The 15,560-nt window shown below is 48.8% G+C and carries 11 protein-coding genes; 5 read left to right on the top strand and 6 right to left on the bottom strand.

Annotated features, from left to right (window positions below; translation table 11 throughout):
• Positions 1 to 21: 21 nt before the first annotated feature.
• The 5 genes from rpsA to gyrA all read right to left on the bottom strand — a co-directional run bounded on the left by rpsA (position 22) and on the right by gyrA (position 8,133).
• Entirely contained in the window at positions 22 to 1,692 is a 1,671-nt protein-coding gene (gene rpsA, locus BZG77_RS02490; protein ID WP_021022391.1) for a 30S ribosomal protein S1, read from the bottom strand.
• 103 nt (positions 1,693 to 1,795) lie between these two features.
• Positions 1,796 to 2,479: a (d)CMP kinase gene (gene cmk, locus BZG77_RS02485; protein ID WP_077460208.1), complete on the bottom strand. Its 684-nt coding sequence runs from the start codon at positions 2,477 to 2,479 to the stop codon at positions 1,796 to 1,798.
• A gap of 186 nt (positions 2,480 to 2,665) precedes the next feature.
• Positions 2,666 to 3,949, bottom strand: coding sequence for a 3-phosphoshikimate 1-carboxyvinyltransferase (aroA, locus tag BZG77_RS02480; protein WP_077646068.1), 1,284 nt, complete (start codon positions 3,947 to 3,949; stop codon positions 2,666 to 2,668).
• Between the two features lie 158 nt (positions 3,950 to 4,107).
• Positions 4,108 to 5,190: a 3-phosphoserine/phosphohydroxythreonine transaminase gene (serC, locus tag BZG77_RS02475; RefSeq protein ID WP_077460206.1), complete on the bottom strand. Its 1,083-nt coding sequence runs from the start codon at positions 5,188 to 5,190 to the stop codon at positions 4,108 to 4,110.
• Positions 5,191 to 5,454: 264 nt separating this feature from the next.
• Positions 5,455 to 8,133, bottom strand: coding sequence for a DNA topoisomerase (ATP-hydrolyzing) subunit A (gene gyrA, locus BZG77_RS02470; protein WP_077646067.1), 2,679 nt, complete (start codon positions 8,131 to 8,133; stop codon positions 5,455 to 5,457).
• A gap of 310 nt (positions 8,134 to 8,443) precedes the next feature.
• Between gyrA and ubiG the strand changes: the two genes are divergently transcribed.
• From ubiG to yfaE, 5 genes are all read left to right on the top strand, one after another.
• Positions 8,444 to 9,154 carry a bifunctional 2-polyprenyl-6-hydroxyphenol methylase/3-demethylubiquinol 3-O-methyltransferase UbiG gene (ubiG, locus tag BZG77_RS02465; RefSeq protein WP_021022396.1) on the top strand — a complete coding sequence of 237 codons (711 nt, stop codon included), beginning with the start codon at positions 8,444 to 8,446 and terminating at the stop codon, positions 9,152 to 9,154.
• Positions 9,155 to 9,179: 25 nt separating this feature from the next.
• Positions 9,180 to 9,836: a phosphoglycolate phosphatase gene (gene gph / locus BZG77_RS02460; RefSeq protein ID WP_077460204.1), complete on the top strand. Its 657-nt coding sequence runs from the start codon at positions 9,180 to 9,182 to the stop codon at positions 9,834 to 9,836.
• A 395-nt stretch (positions 9,837 to 10,231) separates the two neighbouring features.
• A complete protein-coding gene (gene nrdA, locus BZG77_RS02455) occupies positions 10,232 to 12,520 on the top strand; it encodes a class 1a ribonucleoside-diphosphate reductase subunit alpha (RefSeq protein ID WP_077646066.1) in 2,289 nt (762 codons plus the stop codon).
• Positions 12,521 to 12,573: 53 nt separating this feature from the next.
• Positions 12,574 to 13,707, top strand: a complete 1,134-nt coding sequence (gene nrdB, locus BZG77_RS02450) for a class Ia ribonucleoside-diphosphate reductase subunit beta (protein ID WP_021022399.1) — start codon at positions 12,574 to 12,576, stop codon at positions 13,705 to 13,707.
• On the top strand, positions 13,704 to 13,994 hold the full coding sequence (gene yfaE, locus BZG77_RS02445; protein ID WP_021022400.1) for a class I ribonucleotide reductase maintenance protein YfaE: 291 nt from the start codon (positions 13,704 to 13,706) through the stop codon (positions 13,992 to 13,994). Before nrdB ends, yfaE begins: the two co-directional genes overlap by 4 nt.
• 47 nt (positions 13,995 to 14,041) lie before the next feature.
• On the opposite strand, the gene BZG77_RS02440 is transcribed toward yfaE, so the two are convergent.
• Positions 14,042 to 15,295 carry a CinA family nicotinamide mononucleotide deamidase-related protein gene (locus BZG77_RS02440; RefSeq protein ID WP_241844090.1) on the bottom strand — a complete coding sequence of 418 codons (1,254 nt, stop codon included), beginning with the start codon at positions 15,293 to 15,295 and terminating at the stop codon, positions 14,042 to 14,044.
• Positions 15,296 to 15,560 lie beyond the last annotated feature (265 nt).

Raw genomic sequence — 15,560 nt, 5'->3', positions numbered from 1 at the left:
ATTTCCCCCTCAACGTATACATTATTCGCTTTTCGCTGCTTTAAACGCGTCAGCCATAGCGTTGCCGATAGAACCTTCTTCGGTTTTGTTCAGGCTCGCTACTGCTTCTTGCTCGTCAGCTTCGTCTTTCAGACGGACAGACAGGTTAAGAACGCGGTTCTTACGGTCAACACCGGTGAACTTCGCTTCAACACTGTCGCCAACTGAAAGCACTTGCGTCGCGTCTTCAACACGGTCACGCGATGCTTCAGAAGCACGCAGATAACCTTCAACACCTTCTGCTAGCTCAACCGTTGCGCCTTTCGCGTCAACAGCAGTTACCGTACCATTAACGATAGCACCTTTTTTGTTGGCTGCCAGGTAGTTGTTGAATGGGTCTTCTTCCATCTGCTTGATGCCGAGTGAGATGCGCTCACGCTCTGCGTCAACCTGAAGAACCACTGCTGAGATCTCGTCGCCTTTCTTGTATTCGCGAACGGCTTCTTCGCCCGTTGCGTTCCAAGAAATGTCAGACAAGTGAACCAGACCATCGATGCCGCCGTCTAGACCGATGAAGATACCGAAGTCAGTGATTGACTTGATCTTACCAGTAACGCGGTCGCCTTTGTTCTGAGTTTCAGCGAATTGCTGCCATGGGTTGGCTTTACACTGTTTCAGACCTAGGCTGATACGACGACGCTCTTCGTCGATGTCCAGAACCATAACTTCAACTTCGTCACCCACGTTAACCACTTTAGATGGGTGGATGTTTTTGTTGGTCCAGTCCATTTCAGACACGTGTACCAGACCTTCAACGCCTTCTTCGATTTCAACGAAGCAACCGTAGTCAGTTAGGTTAGTTACACGACCAGTCAGCTTGTGACCTTCTGGGTAACGGTTAGCAATGGCTACCCATGGATCTTCACCCAGTTGTTTCAGACCAAGTGATACACGAGTACGCTCACGATCAAACTTCAGAACTTTAACGTTGATTTCGTCACCAACATTAACGATTTCTGATGGGTGCTTAACGCGCTTCCACGCCATATCAGTGATGTGAAGCAGGCCATCAACGCCGCCCAGATCAACGAACGCACCGTAGTCAGTCAGGTTCTTAACGATACCTTTAACTTCCATGCCTTCTTGCAGAGAAGCTAGCAGCTCGTCACGCTCAACGCTGTTTTCTGACTCGATAACCGCACGACGAGAAACAACAACGTTGTTGCGCTTCTGGTCAAGCTTGATTACTTTGAACTCGAGCTCTTTGCCTTCCAGGTGAGAAGTGTCACGTACTGGACGAACGTCAACCAGTGAACCCGGTAGGAACGCACGGATGCCGTTCAGTTCTACGGTGAAACCACCTTTCACTTTACCGTTAATAACACCGTTAACGGTTTCAGCTTCTTCGTACGCTTTTTCTAGCTGGATCCAAGCTTCGTGACGCTTAGCTTTCTCACGAGAAAGCTGAGTTTCACCGAAACCATCTTCCACTGCGTCCAGGGCTACATCGACTTCACCGCCTACTTCAATTTCAAGTTCGCCAGCAGCGTTCTTGAATTGGTCAGCCGGAATGGACGATTCAGATTTCAGGCCTGCGTCAACCAGAACGAAACCGTTCTCGATAGCAACAACAGTACCCTTAACRATAGAACCTGGGCGAGTTTCGATTTCTTTTAGAGACTCTTCAAAGAGTTGAGCAAAAGATTCAGTCATTATATTTAAAATCTTCAATTTGATAAACGTCCACGGGTATCCTACCGCATGGGGTTGTAAAATATGTCAGCTATCATCCTTGCAGCTAACGGTTATAGACTGCTTATGCAGCCGATAATTTGCTTTCAATAAACGCTAACGCCTGCTCGATCACCTCGTCAATCGATAACGAGGTAGAATCTAGCTCTAAGGCGTCAGACGCAGGGCGCAATGGTGCCACCGCACGGTTGCGATCGCGATCATCACGCTCTTGAATTTCACTTAAAAGTTGCTCAAAGGTAACATTAACCCCTTTACCTTGCAACTGGTGCTGACGGCGACGCGCGCGTTCTTCTGCACTGGCATCCAAAAAGATTTTAGCCGCCGCTTTCGGGAACACGACCGTTCCCATATCACGTCCGTCAGCAATCAACCCCGGCTCACCAACAAAGGCGCGCTGGCGGCGTAATAATGCTTCACGAACCCGGGGTAACGCAGCCACTTTTGAGGCTTGGTTGCCTACCTGCTCGGTCCGCAAGGTCCCGGACACATCTTCGCCTTCCAGGATCACTTTCACCAAGTCTCCTTCGGCTAAAAACTGCACGTCTAAGTTGGCGGCCAGTGGCACCAGTGCTTCTTCAGATTCGGTATCAACGTCATGATGAATCGCTGCGAGAGCCAGTACCCGATAGATAGCTCCTGAGTCGAGCAGGTGCCAACCGAGCTTTTCAGCCAGTCGCATACATAGGGTTCCTTTTCCTGCACCGCTTGGTCCATCTACTGTAATGACAGGCGCCTGTATCGGCATAAATCTCTCCACGTTGGTCTCGATCGCTCAACGCGCCCGTTTTGTCGCATCAGGCTTTTGCTTGCATCACGCTTTAACGAAAACGGGCGGTTGTATAATTCGGTGCACATTATAGAAGAAATGGACAAGGAAATCATTGCTGCTGACTCAATATCAGCAGCAATAAAAAACCCTTACGCTTTATCATCAGTCAGCGCTGATCGCCGCTAGCTTGTCGAAGTAATCAGGAAAGGTTTTTGAGGTGCAACCCGGGTCATTGATGGTAACGGGCGTATCACTGAGTGCCACCAGCGAAAAACACATCGCCATGCGATGATCGTCATACGTGTCGATTGCCGCATGCTTAAGTTGCTTAGGTGGCTCAACATACAGATAATCGTCACCTTCTTCGACCACAGCGCCGAGTTTTTTCAACTCCGTTGCCATGGCATAAAGTCGATCGGTTTCTTTGACTCGCCAATTATACACGTTACGAATGCGCGTCGGTCCGTTTGCGAATAACGCAGCGACACCAATGGTCATCGCGGCATCGGGAATATGGTTAAAATCCATATCCACGCCTTGTAGCGTATTGCGGCGCGCTAACACGTAATCGTCGCCCCACTCTATGTCCGCGCCCATTGCGGCTAGCGCATCGGCAAACTGGATATCACCTTGCACACTTTTCCGTCCAATGCCTGTGACCTTAACTTCACCGCCTTTGATTGCCGCGGCCGCAAGAAAATAAGAGGCAGACGATGCATCGCCTTCAACCATAAAATGTCCAGGCGAGCGATAGTGCTGACCAGCCGGCACGACAAAGCGCTGATAGTTGTCGTTTTGCACCTCGACACCAAATTGCGCCATGATAGCAAGGGTAATATCAATGTAAGGCTTAGAGACCAAATCGCCTTTGATAGTAATACGCGTTTCTTGGCGCGCAAACGGAGCAGCCATCAGCAGCGCGGTCAGAAATTGGCTGGAGATACTGCCATCGATGTTGACATCACCGCCAGCTAACCCTGTGCCTTTGATGCGCAATGGCGGGTAACCTTCGGCCTCGAGATAACGGACATCAGCGCCGATCGCATTGAGCGCGTCGACCAAGTGACCAATCGGGCGTTCTTTCATTCTTGGTTCGCCAGTCAAGGTCACCTCGCCTTTACCCAGGCACAGTGCCGCAGTTAAAGGCCGCATCGCTGTGCCGGCATTGCCCAAAAATAGCTCAAGCGGGGTGTCGACCTGAAAAGCTTGTCCCAGCCCTTCTACCACACATTCGGTGCGATCCGAAGACAGTTGATACGACACACCTAACGCGGTAAATGCATTAAGCATATGCCGAATGTCATCACTATCGAGTAGGTTGGTCAATCGTGTGGTGCCTGACGCTAACGCGGCAAGCAGCAAGGCGCGATTAGACACGCTTTTCGAGCCAGGTAGGTTAATTTGACCATTAACATGAGAGATGGGGGAAAGTGTCAGTTGCTCCATTCTGGTTTATATCCGTGATGCTTAGTGTCCCCAGAGTAACCAAAATACAAGCGGTCTCACAATTATTATTTTTATCAAAGTGTCGAGAAGGGAAATAAAAAGACCGCTTTCACGACAAAAGCGGTCTTTTTCGATAAATCTTACCTGGACACGGTGAATCAGCCGTGCGTTTTCTCAAACTCATGCATAAAGTCCACGAGGGCTTGCACCCCTTCTAGTGGCATCGCGTTATAAATAGACGCTCGCATCCCACCCACGTCACGGTGGCCTTTGAGTGCATGTAGGCCTTGCGCTGTCGCTTCCGCGAGGAAGGTTTCATCCAGCTCACTATTGGCCAGTTGAAACGGCACATTCATCAATGATCGGTTGTCAGGATGAATCTGGTTCCGGTACAAGCTTGACTGGTCTATGGCATCGTATAGCAACGCCGCTTTTTGTTGGTTACGCGCGTACACCGCTTCAATACCACCTTGTTGTTTTAACCACTTAAACACTTCAGCCGCAAGATACCAGCCAAAGGTCGGTGGTGTGTTAAACATGGAGTCTTTATCGGCCAATACTTTGTAATTGAGCACACTTGGCAATACATCTTTTGCCAAGCCCAGTAAGTCATCACGCACGATGACCAGTGTGAGTCCAGCAGGGCCAATATTCTTCTGTGCGCCCGCATAAATAACACCATATCGAGACACGTCGATCGGACGTGACAAAATGGTCGATGACATGTCGGCGACAATCGGCTTATGGGTGTCGGGCAGATCGTTAATTTCAATGCCATCAATGGTTTCATTCGGGCAAAAATGCACATACGCAGCGTCACTACTGAGCAACCAATCTTTGGCTGGCGAGATAGCTCGCTTACCGTCACGCTCGCGTCGAACGTTAATCACATTCGGTGTGCAATAGCGCTTTGCTTCTTTGACTGCACTCTCGGCCCAATAACCACCATCAACGTAATCAGCAATGGTATGGTTGCCCATGAGGTTCATGGGTACTGCGGCAAATTGCGCACGTGCGCCACCTTGGCAAAATAGAATGTGATAATTCTCAGGAATAACCAGCAGTTCTCGCAGATCCTGCTCAGACTGGCGAGCTAAAGATAAAAATGCCTCACTGCGATGCGAAACTTCCATTACTGACGTGCCAAGGCCTTGCCAGTTCATGAATTCTTTTTGGGCTTTAAGCATGACCTCACGCGGCAGCATCGCCGGGCCAGCTGAGAAGTTATAGACGTTATCCATGTTGGGGAGGGGCTCCTGCTTTTTGTCATCTCCCGCGTCCGTTGGACGGCAAGACTACTCGTTGTTTTAAAAAGACGTTTTAAGCCGTTCGTTTTAAAAGGCGTGTGATTGATTTAACACGTTTCACGCACATTTTGAAAGCACCAAGGCACATTCCACCCTGATTTCTTGGCACGCCTGGATATTTTTAGCGCTACCCAATCAATAGGCAATAAAAAAGGGCGCAGTTCACTGCACCCTTTTTAATCTTACACCGAGTCACGATTAGGTGTTTGAATCCTCATCCGACGCTGGCGCGTCGTCTTGATCATCATTCACCGTAGATGAAACATCCTCGTCCGACGTGTCGACACCCTCTGATTTATGGGTCGCAGCAGCTTCATTCGCCAGCGCTTCCATTTCTTCTTCATCAGGCTCTTCAATGCGCTGTAGGCCAACTACTTTCTCGTCATCGCTGACGCGGATCAGGCGAACACCTTGGGTATTTCGACCCACTTGGCTCACTTCTTCGGCGCGAGTACGTACCAGTGTGCCCGCATTGGTGATCATCATCAGCTCGTCGCCTTCACACACCTGAATGGCACTCACGACATCACCGTTACGCTCGGAGACTTTGATCGATACCACCCCTTTGGTTGCACGACTCTTGGTCGGATATTCATCCAAAGCAGTGCGTTTACCAAAGCCGTTTTCGGTGACGGTTAGGATCTCAGCGCCGGCTTGCGGGATAATCAGCGAGACAACTTGGTCATTCTCGGCCAATCGAATACCTCGCACCCCTGCAGCGGTACGACCCATTGCACGCACGGTGTCATTTGAGGCGACAAACCGCACGACTTTACCGAATTGCGAGAACAACATGACTTCGCTGCTATCGTCGGTGAGCTGCGCGCCAATCAGACTATCGTTGTCACGTAAGTTCACCGCAATAATACCGGCGCTACGTGGACGACTAAAGTCAGTCAACGGCGTTTTCTTCACCGTGCCGTGTGCGGTTGCCATAAAGACATACTTGTCTTCCTCGTACTCACGCACCGGTAGAATAGCGGTAATTCGCTCACCGTCTTCAAGCGGGAGTAAGTTAACAATCGGCTTACCACGGGCATTACGTGACGCATGCGGCAATTGATAAACTTTCAGCCAGTACATGCGGCCACGGGTGGAGAAGCATAAGATGGTGTCGTGGGTGTTTGCCACCAATAGACGCTCGATGAAGTCTTCATCTTTCATGCGCGTCGCCGATTTGCCTTTACCACCACGACGTTGCGCGTCATAGTCACTCAACGCTTGGTACTTGACGTACCCGTCGTGTGACCACGTCACTACCACATCTTCTTGGTTGATCAGATCTTCGATATCAATGTCGGCACTTGCCGCAGTGATCTCAGTTAGACGTTTATCACCATAGCTATCACGCACCGCTTCCAGCTCTTCACGGATGACCTCCATCAAGCGCTCAGTGCTCGCTAAGATGTGTAATAGCTCCGCGATTTGCTCTAGAAGCCCTTTGTACTCGTCTAAGATCTTTTCGTGCTCAAGCCCAGTAAGCTTGTGCAAACGCAGATCCAAGATCGCTTGCGCTTGTTGCTCAGTGAGATAATAAGACCCATCGTCGCGGGCACCAAATTCTGCCGCAAGCCACTCTGGACGGGCATTTTCGCCCCCAACCGCTTCAAGCATTGCCGATACGCCACCGAGTTTCCAACCTTGGTCTTGTAACTCTTGCTTGGCAACAGCAGGTGTTGGTGCTTGACGAATCAGTTCAATCACTTCATCGATGTTAGCAAGCGCGACCGCGAGCCCTTCCAGGATATGGGCACGATCGCGTGCTTTACGTAATTCGTAAACCGTTCGACGTGTAACCACTTCGCGGCGGTGATTGACAAAGCATTTCAACATTTCTTTCAAATTGAAAAGCTTCGGCTGGTTGTTGTCCAGCGCCACCATGTTGATACCGAACGATGTCTGCAATTGCGTTTGCGCGTAAAGGTTGTTTAGAACCACTTCCGCAACCGCATCGCGGCGACATTCGATGACAATCCGCATGCCGTCTTTATCCGACTCATCACGCAGTGCAGAAATACCATCGATTTTTTTGTCTTTTACCAACTCGGCGATTTTTTCAATCAAACGCGCTTTGTTGACTTGGTAAGGGATCTCGTTAACAACGATGGTCTCTTTACCATTTTTTTCTGTTTCGATATCCGCTTTGGCACGTAAGTAAACTTTACCACGGCCCGTTTTGTAAGCGTCTTCAATCCCTTTACGGCCATTGATCATTGCCGCGGTTGGAAAGTCAGGGCCTGGGATGTAGTCCATCAACTCGTCGATGGTAATATCTTCGTTATCGATGTAAGCCAAACAACCATTAACCACTTCGGTTAAGTTGTGAGGTGGGATGTTGGTTGCCATCCCGACCGCAATGCCTGACCCACCGTTGACGAGCAGGTTAGGTACGCGTGTTGGCAACACATCCGGGATTTGTTCGGTGCCATCGTAGTTTGGCACATAATCCACGGTTTCTTTATCAAGATCGGCGAGCAGTTCATGGGCAATTTTTGCCATGCGCACTTCGGTGTAACGCATCGCCGCCGCAGAATCGCCGTCAATAGAACCGAAGTTACCTTGACCATCTACCAACCTGTAGCGTAGCGAGAATGACTGCGCCATTCGCACAATGGTGTCGTAAACCGCACTATCACCGTGTGGGTGATACTTACCGATCACATCACCGACCACACGGGCCGATTTCTTATATGGCTTGTTCCAGTCGTTGCCTAGTACGTTCATCGCGAATAATACGCGGCGGTGTACTGGCTTTAGGCCATCACGCACGTCAGGAAGAGCTCGGCCAACAATGACGGACATTGCATAGTCGAGGTATGAGCTTTTCAGCTCCTCTTCGATATTGACTGGCGTGATCTCTTTAGCAAGATCGCTCATGGAGCCAACATCCCTCAAAATAATGTTTGCGTATTCAAATACGTGACTACGGAGAATAACACAAAGCCTTCTACGAGACACGTGAATATGGCCAAGATGTATCACGGATCTCGTTAGTAGACGCTCTGAATGCGTCTATACGGATAAAAACCCACCACTTCCGTATCCAGCTATGCATTTTTAAGAATATAAGCCCACAAGGTGTCTGAGCGCGCTGGCCTGATGTATCACGTCGCGCTGATAGATAGGCTTCTTTTTATCGTGTTGGATTTCGCTATAATGCAGCAAAACCGATAAGGAAGCTGTAGTTATGACTCAGGTATCAAATGTCGATCCGGCAGAAATTCAAAAGTTTGAAGACATGGCATCACGTTGGTGGGATTTAGAGGGTGAGTTTAAGCCTCTACACCAAATCAATCCTCTGCGTCTTGACTATGTGATGGCCAAAGCCGGTGGACTATTTGGTAAGAAGGTGCTCGATGTCGGCTGCGGTGGCGGGATCCTTGCAGAAAGCATGGCGCAAGAAGGCGCCGACGTCACCGGCTTAGATATGGGTAAAGAGCCACTCACCGTTGCCCGACTCCACGCGCTTGAAGCGGGCGTCGATGTTCAATACATCCAATCAACAGCCGAAGAACACGCCAGTAGCTTTGTCCAGCAATACGATGTAGTGACATGTATGGAGATGCTAGAGCATGTCCCTGAGCCCGCCTCTGTCATTCACGCCTGTGCCCAAATGGTTAAACCGGGTGGCCATGTCTTTTTCTCAACCTTAAATCGCAATACAAAATCCTGGCTATTTGCGATTGTCGGTGCCGAGCACATTCTGAAGTTAGTCCCGAAAGGCACCCACGAGCATCATAAATTTATTCGGCCCTCAGAGCTGATGACAATGATTGATAACACCTCGCTTAATGCCCAAGATATGACTGGGTTGCACTATAATCCGTTTTTCGACACCTATAAGCTGTCGAATACCAATGTCGATGTGAATTATCTCGTTCATACTCAGGCCCCCTAACCGACTGAAAAGGAAGCAAGCTGGCATGACTCCGTCGACCATCCTCTTTGATCTTGATGGCACCCTGCTCGATACTGCGCCCGATATGGGTGAAGCTGCGAATCGTGTTTTAGCCGAATTTGACCTGCCGCCTTTGACCGCGGAGCAAATATACACCCACACCAGTTTTGGGGCGCGAGGGCTGCTCACGGCCGGATTTGGCGAGCAAGCAAAACATCAAGATCCTATCGCCTTACGTGCGCGCTTTCTTTATCATTATGGCCAAGCGATTTGCCAAGGGACGCAGGTGTATCCAGGTATTGATGCACTGCTGGATAAATTGGCGCATTTAGCGATGCGCTGGGGCATTGTGACCAATAAGCCTGAAGGGCTCACTCATCAGTTACTCGACCACTTTCCGCGTCTGCAAGCGGCACAAGTAATTGTGGGTGCCGATACTTATGCGCACGCTAAGCCGCATCCATTACCTCTTTTAGAAGCGGCCAAAACGCTTGATTGTGCGCCAGAGTGCTGCTTCTACGTCGGAGATATCGAAAATGATACTCGGGCGGCTCATGCAGCGAATATGAAATCGATTGTTGCTGGCTGGGGATATGTGGGTGATCCGGCGCTGATTAGCAATTGGGAAGCAGATCATATTTTTACCACACCAACACAGCTTAGCGCCTTTCTTGGATCCTAGTCACACCCCACACTTTGTGGGGTTTGCTGACTTTTCAATCAGTTAAAACCGATCACTGATCATGACTAAGATCAACCAAAATAAATTTTTTTTATTGCTAATTTTTGCCTTTCAGTGATTGAAATTTTCATTAATCTTGGCGGCCTTGAGCCAGTAGGTTGGTAGTTACTAACTTTAAGGATAACATCCCCAAGATATCCACACCCTAAGGCCGTCAGATTGGCTTGCAAAAGTGCGCCTATATCACTATCTTGTAACCGACTTACACGCCGACCCCTATATATAGTGTATGAACGACGCAACGTCCGCATAGAGGCCGACCAAAAAATCATCAGCATTTTATAAGAACTTGCAAAAAGAGCAGTTTGGCAAGGAAATATTGGGAAAGCATACAAATGAACCAAGAAATTACCGTATTAAAGCGTGATGGACGCAAAGAAAACTTAAACCTCGACAAAATCCATCGCGTTGTGACTTGGGCTGCCGAAGGCCTCTCAAACGTTTCCGTTTCTCTGGTTGAGATGCGCTCTCACATCCAGTTTYACGATGGCATGCGCACTGAAGATATCCACGAGACAATCATCAAAGCCGCTGCCGACCTTATCTCTGAAGAAAGCCCGGATTATCAATATCTCGCGGCGCGTTTGGCTGTCTTCCATTTACGTAAAAAAGCCTATGGCCAATTCGAGCCACCTAAGCTGGTTGATCATGTAAAAGGCATGGTTGAGAAAGGCAAATACGATAAACACATTTTGGAAGACTACAGCCTCGAAGAGCTCGAGACCCTGGATGGCTATCTCGATCACTGGCGTGATATGAACTTCTCGTATGCGGCCGTCAAACAGCTGGAAGGTAAATACCTGGTACAAAACCGTGTCACCGGTGAGATTTACGAGAGCGCGCAGTTCTTGTACATGATGGTCGCTGCCTGTTTGTTTGCCTCTTATCCCAAAGAAACGCGTCTTGACTATATTCGCCGCTTCTACAATGCCGCGTCGCAGTTTAAAATTTCGCTGCCAACGCCGATTATGTCAGGCGTACGGACACCAACACGCCAGTTTAGCTCTTGCGTGCTGATTGAGTGTGACGACAGCTTGGATTCAATCAATGCGACGTCCAGTGCCATTGTTCGCTACGTGTCACAGCGCGCAGGGATTGGCATTAACGCAGGCCGCATTCGTGCACTGGGTAGCCCTATTCGTGGCGGTGAAGCTTTCCACACCGGCTGTATTCCTTTTTATAAGTATTTCCAAACCGCGGTGAAATGTTGCTCACAAGGTGGCGTACGTGGTGGTGCAGCGACTTTGTTCTACCCGATGTGGCACCGTGAAGTTGAATCGCTGCTGGTATTAAAAAATAACCGAGGCGTCGAAGAGAACCGTGTCCGCCATATGGACTACGGGGTACAAATTAACAAGCTGATGTACACCCGTTTGCTTAAAGGTGGCAACATTTCGTTGTTCTCACCATCAGATGTGCCAGGGCTCTATGACGCATTCTTTGAAAACCAAGAAGAATTTGAGCGTCTGTATACCCAGTACGAAGCAGATGAATCAATCCAGCGTGAAACCGTTAAAGCCGTGGATTTGTTCTCACTGATGATGCAAGAGCGTGCGTCAACAGGCCGTATTTACATTCAAAATGTGGATCATTGCAATACGCATAGCCCGTTTGATCCATCTGTTGCGCCGATTCGTCAGTCGAACCTGTGTCTGGAGATTGCCCTCCCCACTAAGCCACTGAATAATGTTGAAGACGAGAACGGTGAAATTGCACTGTGTACCCTCTCGGCCTTTAACCTGGGTGCGCTTGAATCACTCGATGAGTTGGGTGAGCTAGCTGAATTGACCATTCGTGCACTGGATGCGTTGTTGGATTACCAAGACTATCCATTGCCCGCCGCACGTAAAGCGACCATGAACCGTCGTACGCTCGGTGTGGGTGTCATTAACTTCGCATACCACCTGGCTAAACATGGCGTGCGTTATTCGGATGGCAGTGCGAATGGCCTCACGCATCGTACCTTTGAAGCCATCCAATACCACTTATTGCGTGCATCGGTAGAGCTGGCGAAAGAGAAAGGCGCATGTCCAGCCTTTAATGAAACCACCTATGCACAGGGCATTCTCCCTATTGATACGTATAAAAAAGATTTAGACGCGATTTGCGACGAACCGCTTCATCTGGATTGGGAAACCCTACGTAAGGATATTCAAACCCATGGTTTGCGTAACTCGACCCTGACAGCGCTGATGCCGTCTGAGACGTCTTCGCAAATATCAAATGCCACCAATGGCATTGAGCCACCTCGTGGTTTTGTCTCGGTCAAAGCATCAAAAGATGGCATCTTGAAGCAGGTGGTACCGGAGTATGATAAATATAAAAATAACTACGAACTGCTCTGGAACATTGGTAGCAATGAGGGTTACTTACAGTTAGTGGGTATCATGCAAAAATTCGTTGACCAAGCGATTTCTGCCAACACCAATTATGATCCGAGCCGACATGCAAGCGGTAAAGTTCCTATGAACCAACTGCTTAAAGATCTGCTCACAGCTTATAAATTAGGGGTAAAAACCCTGTATTATCACAACACCCGTGATGGCGCGACGGACGGTCAATCCGACTCAAGCGCGGCACAAGCTGCCGATGATGATTGTGCCGGCGGTGCATGTAAGATCTAACACAATATGCGAAGGGCCCCACCCGGGCCCTTTTCTAGAGGTTAATAAGATTCATGGCTTACAGTACGTTTTCTAAAATTAACAACGATCCGCTTAAAGAACCGATGTTCTTGGGCCAATCGGTCAACGTTGCCCGTTATGACCAGCAAAAATATGAGATTTTTGAAAAGCTGATCGAAAAGCAGCTGTCTTTCTTTTGGCGCCCAGAAGAAGTCGATGTATCAAGCGACCGTATTGACTACAACAAGCTACCTGAACATGAAAAACATATTTTCATCAGTAACTTGAAGTATCAAACATTATTGGATTCTATCCAAGGTCGTAGCCCAAATGTGGCATTGCTTCCATTGGTGTCCATTCCGGAGCTAGAGACCTGGATTGAAACGTGGAGTTTCTCAGAAACCATTCATTCGCGCTCTTACACGCATATCATTCGTAATATTGTCGCTGATCCAGCGGTTGTCTTTGACGACATTGTGATGAATGAACACATTCAAAAGCGCGCCGAAGATATTGCGCAGTATTACGACGATCTTATTCAACTAAGCAACTACTATCATCAGCTTGGTGAAGGCACACACACCATTAACGGTCATACCGTCACCGTGAGCTTGCGTGCCCTAAAACGTCAGTTGTATTTGTGTTTAATGTCAGTGAATGCACTTGAAGCGATTCGTTTCTACGTCAGCTTTGCCTGTTCGTTTGCGTTTGCCGAGCGCGAATTAATGGAAGGTAACGCCAAGATCATTAAATTTATCGCGCGTGACGAAGCGCTGCACCTGACCGGCACACAACATATGCTCAATATTCTGCGGAGCGGTCAGGACGATCCTGAAATGGCTGAGATCGCAAAAGAATGCGAGCAAGAATGCTTTGATCTGTTTAAAAAAGCCGCCGAGCAAGAGAAGGATTGGGCCGAGTATCTATTCCGTGATGGCTCCATGATTGGGTTGAACAAAGACATCTTGTGTCAATACGTGGAATACATTACCAACCTGCGTATGTCCGCTGTTGGCCTCGCCCCCGCGTACGACGATGCAACCCAAAACCCCATTCCTTGGATTAATGCATGGTTGTCATCAGATAACGTGCAAGTTGCCCCACAAGAAGCGGAGATTAGCTCCTACTTGGTTGGACAGATCGACAATGAAGTCAGCGTTGAAGACTTCGGTGATTTTGAACTATGACCCGTATCACTATCGATGTGAATGGCGTGGAGGTGGGTGGCAACACCCACCAAAACTTGCTTGAACAACTCGAAAATGCTGGCATTCAGCCTGAATATCAGTGCCGAAGTGGTCTGTGTGGTGCGTGTCGCTGTAAACTTAATCAAGGGTCGGTCACTCAACACGATGCCATGGCTTTCGTGATGCCCGGGGAAATCCTTGCCTGCCAAAGTGCCCCACAAACTAACGTCTCAATTGTCTTTGACTACCAACCGGCATGCATTAAAAAACAAGTGAACGAGGCGTGACCGACAGTCACCGCCTCGTGGCGTGTTCTTCTTTTCTGTAACCTTCTCTACGCCAGCGTCTGTGCATCGATAAAAATGTCGTCGTGGCGAGTTAAGGATGCATAATCCGCAATAACGGCTTCACCACTAAGATAACGCCGTAGCATGTCTAATAAGACCGTCGCCATATAACAACGTGCATCGTCATTTGAAAGGTGTCGCTTAAAACTAAGCCGCTGCCCCCATTCACCTTCTGGGGTAGAAATCGCCACACATATCTGGCCGTGAAGCTCAGGTCCGCAGGCAAGTCCGATTTGACGCTGTCCTGGCGACGTCGTCGCACTTGCCATCGCTAATGACGCGGCTAAGGGATTAGCGATCGCTTGCTCTGGCACATGCGCATTCGACATTACCCAACCCTGCTCAACCAGATGTGCCGCCTGACCGTTTAAAGTGCTCGCCAGCCAACCACCAGTGAATTGTTCCGCAACTTTTAACACTACACCATGGTGATTAATATCCGCAGCCAATGCCGCCGTCATCGGCTCAGAAAAGGACACGACATAGTCCGCAAGACGATGCCGTAACGCGTCCAGAACCGCATCTTTTTCAACATGATCCGCTTCGATGAACAACTTAACTTCAATAAACGGCAAGCTGGAGCGATACCCGAGTGTTGCACTATTGGGAAGCACTAACGATGCCATCACATCGCTGATCCCCGACTCTGACAGTCCAAATGTAAATAAACGGTAACACGATCGCGCTTTAGCTGGGTAATTATGTAACAACTCAGGAAGAATTTGCTGTTCAACCATTGAGAAAAACTCAGAAGGCACTCCGGGCGTAAAGTAAAAGTGACATCCGTTGAGCTCACAGTGAAAGCCACAAGCAGTGCCTTTGGGGTTATCAATTAACCTTGCGCCTTCTGGCAGCATCGCCTGCTTGAGGTTACTTTGGGCCATCGGCCGGCCTCGACGCTCAAACCGCTGTTTTAACTCGTCTAACCACGCTTCATTGAGGGTTAACTCTACCCCCATCGCAGCAGCCATGGCCGCCGTGGTTAAATCATCCGTGGTCGGTCCTAATCCGCCATTTACGATCACGACCTCTTCCGTTTGTGACAGGCGTACAAGCTCAATCGCCATATCATCAAGTTCATCGCCGATAGTCACACGACGAGACATCGCCAGCCCGTTTTCAAATAATACTCTTGAAAGCCAAGCGGCGTTGGTATCGGTAATATCACCCAGCAATACCTCTTCACCTGTCGAGAGCATTGCGATCCGTGGCAATGGGGTTTCATGTTGTTGTTTGTCCACCTTGCCGCTCCTTGTTGTCGCGATCATCCGACCTTGATTATGACATTAGACGGCACAATGCACTACCCCACCCTCATCGTACACTTTATTTTACAACACCGTACCTGTAACATTACACCAAGCCGTTTTTTTATCTGTCTAGACGATGCACAATACGAATAAATTCAGGTTATCTTTTGTGCGAACACAACAATTAACTATTTATTAACATTGGTTAAACATAATATGAATAAAGTACTGGTTAAACATAATATGAATAAAGTAC

The organism is Salinivibrio sp. IB643 (assembly GCF_001996105.1).
In the GTDB taxonomy this organism is placed as follows: domain Bacteria; phylum Pseudomonadota; class Gammaproteobacteria; order Enterobacterales; family Vibrionaceae; genus Salinivibrio; species Salinivibrio costicola.
This window is presented reverse-complemented; position numbering and strand designations above follow the sequence as displayed.

What these genes read in the sequence shown, in the direction of transcription:
- nrdB (WP_021022399.1), top strand. Translation starts at nt 12,574, where the DNA reads ATGGCTTACAGTACGTTTTCTAAAATTAACAACGATCCGCTTAAAGAA.
- yfaE (WP_021022400.1), top strand. Translation starts at nt 13,704, where the DNA reads ATGACCCGTATCACTATCGATGTGAATGGCGTGGAGGTGGGTGGCAAC.
- ubiG (WP_021022396.1), top strand. Translation starts at nt 8,444, where the DNA reads ATGACTCAGGTATCAAATGTCGATCCGGCAGAAATTCAAAAGTTTGAA.
- gyrA (WP_077646067.1), bottom strand. Translation starts at nt 8,133, where the DNA reads ATGAGCGATCTTGCTAAAGAGATCACGCCAGTCAATATCGAAGAGGAG.
- gph (WP_077460204.1), top strand. Translation starts at nt 9,180, where the DNA reads ATGACTCCGTCGACCATCCTCTTTGATCTTGATGGCACCCTGCTCGAT.
- serC (WP_077460206.1), bottom strand. Translation starts at nt 5,190, where the DNA reads ATGGATAACGTCTATAACTTCTCAGCTGGCCCGGCGATGCTGCCGCGT.
- cmk (WP_077460208.1), bottom strand. Translation starts at nt 2,479, where the DNA reads ATGCCGATACAGGCGCCTGTCATTACAGTAGATGGACCAAGCGGTGCA.
- aroA (WP_077646068.1), bottom strand. Translation starts at nt 3,949, where the DNA reads ATGGAGCAACTGACACTTTCCCCCATCTCTCATGTTAATGGTCAAATT.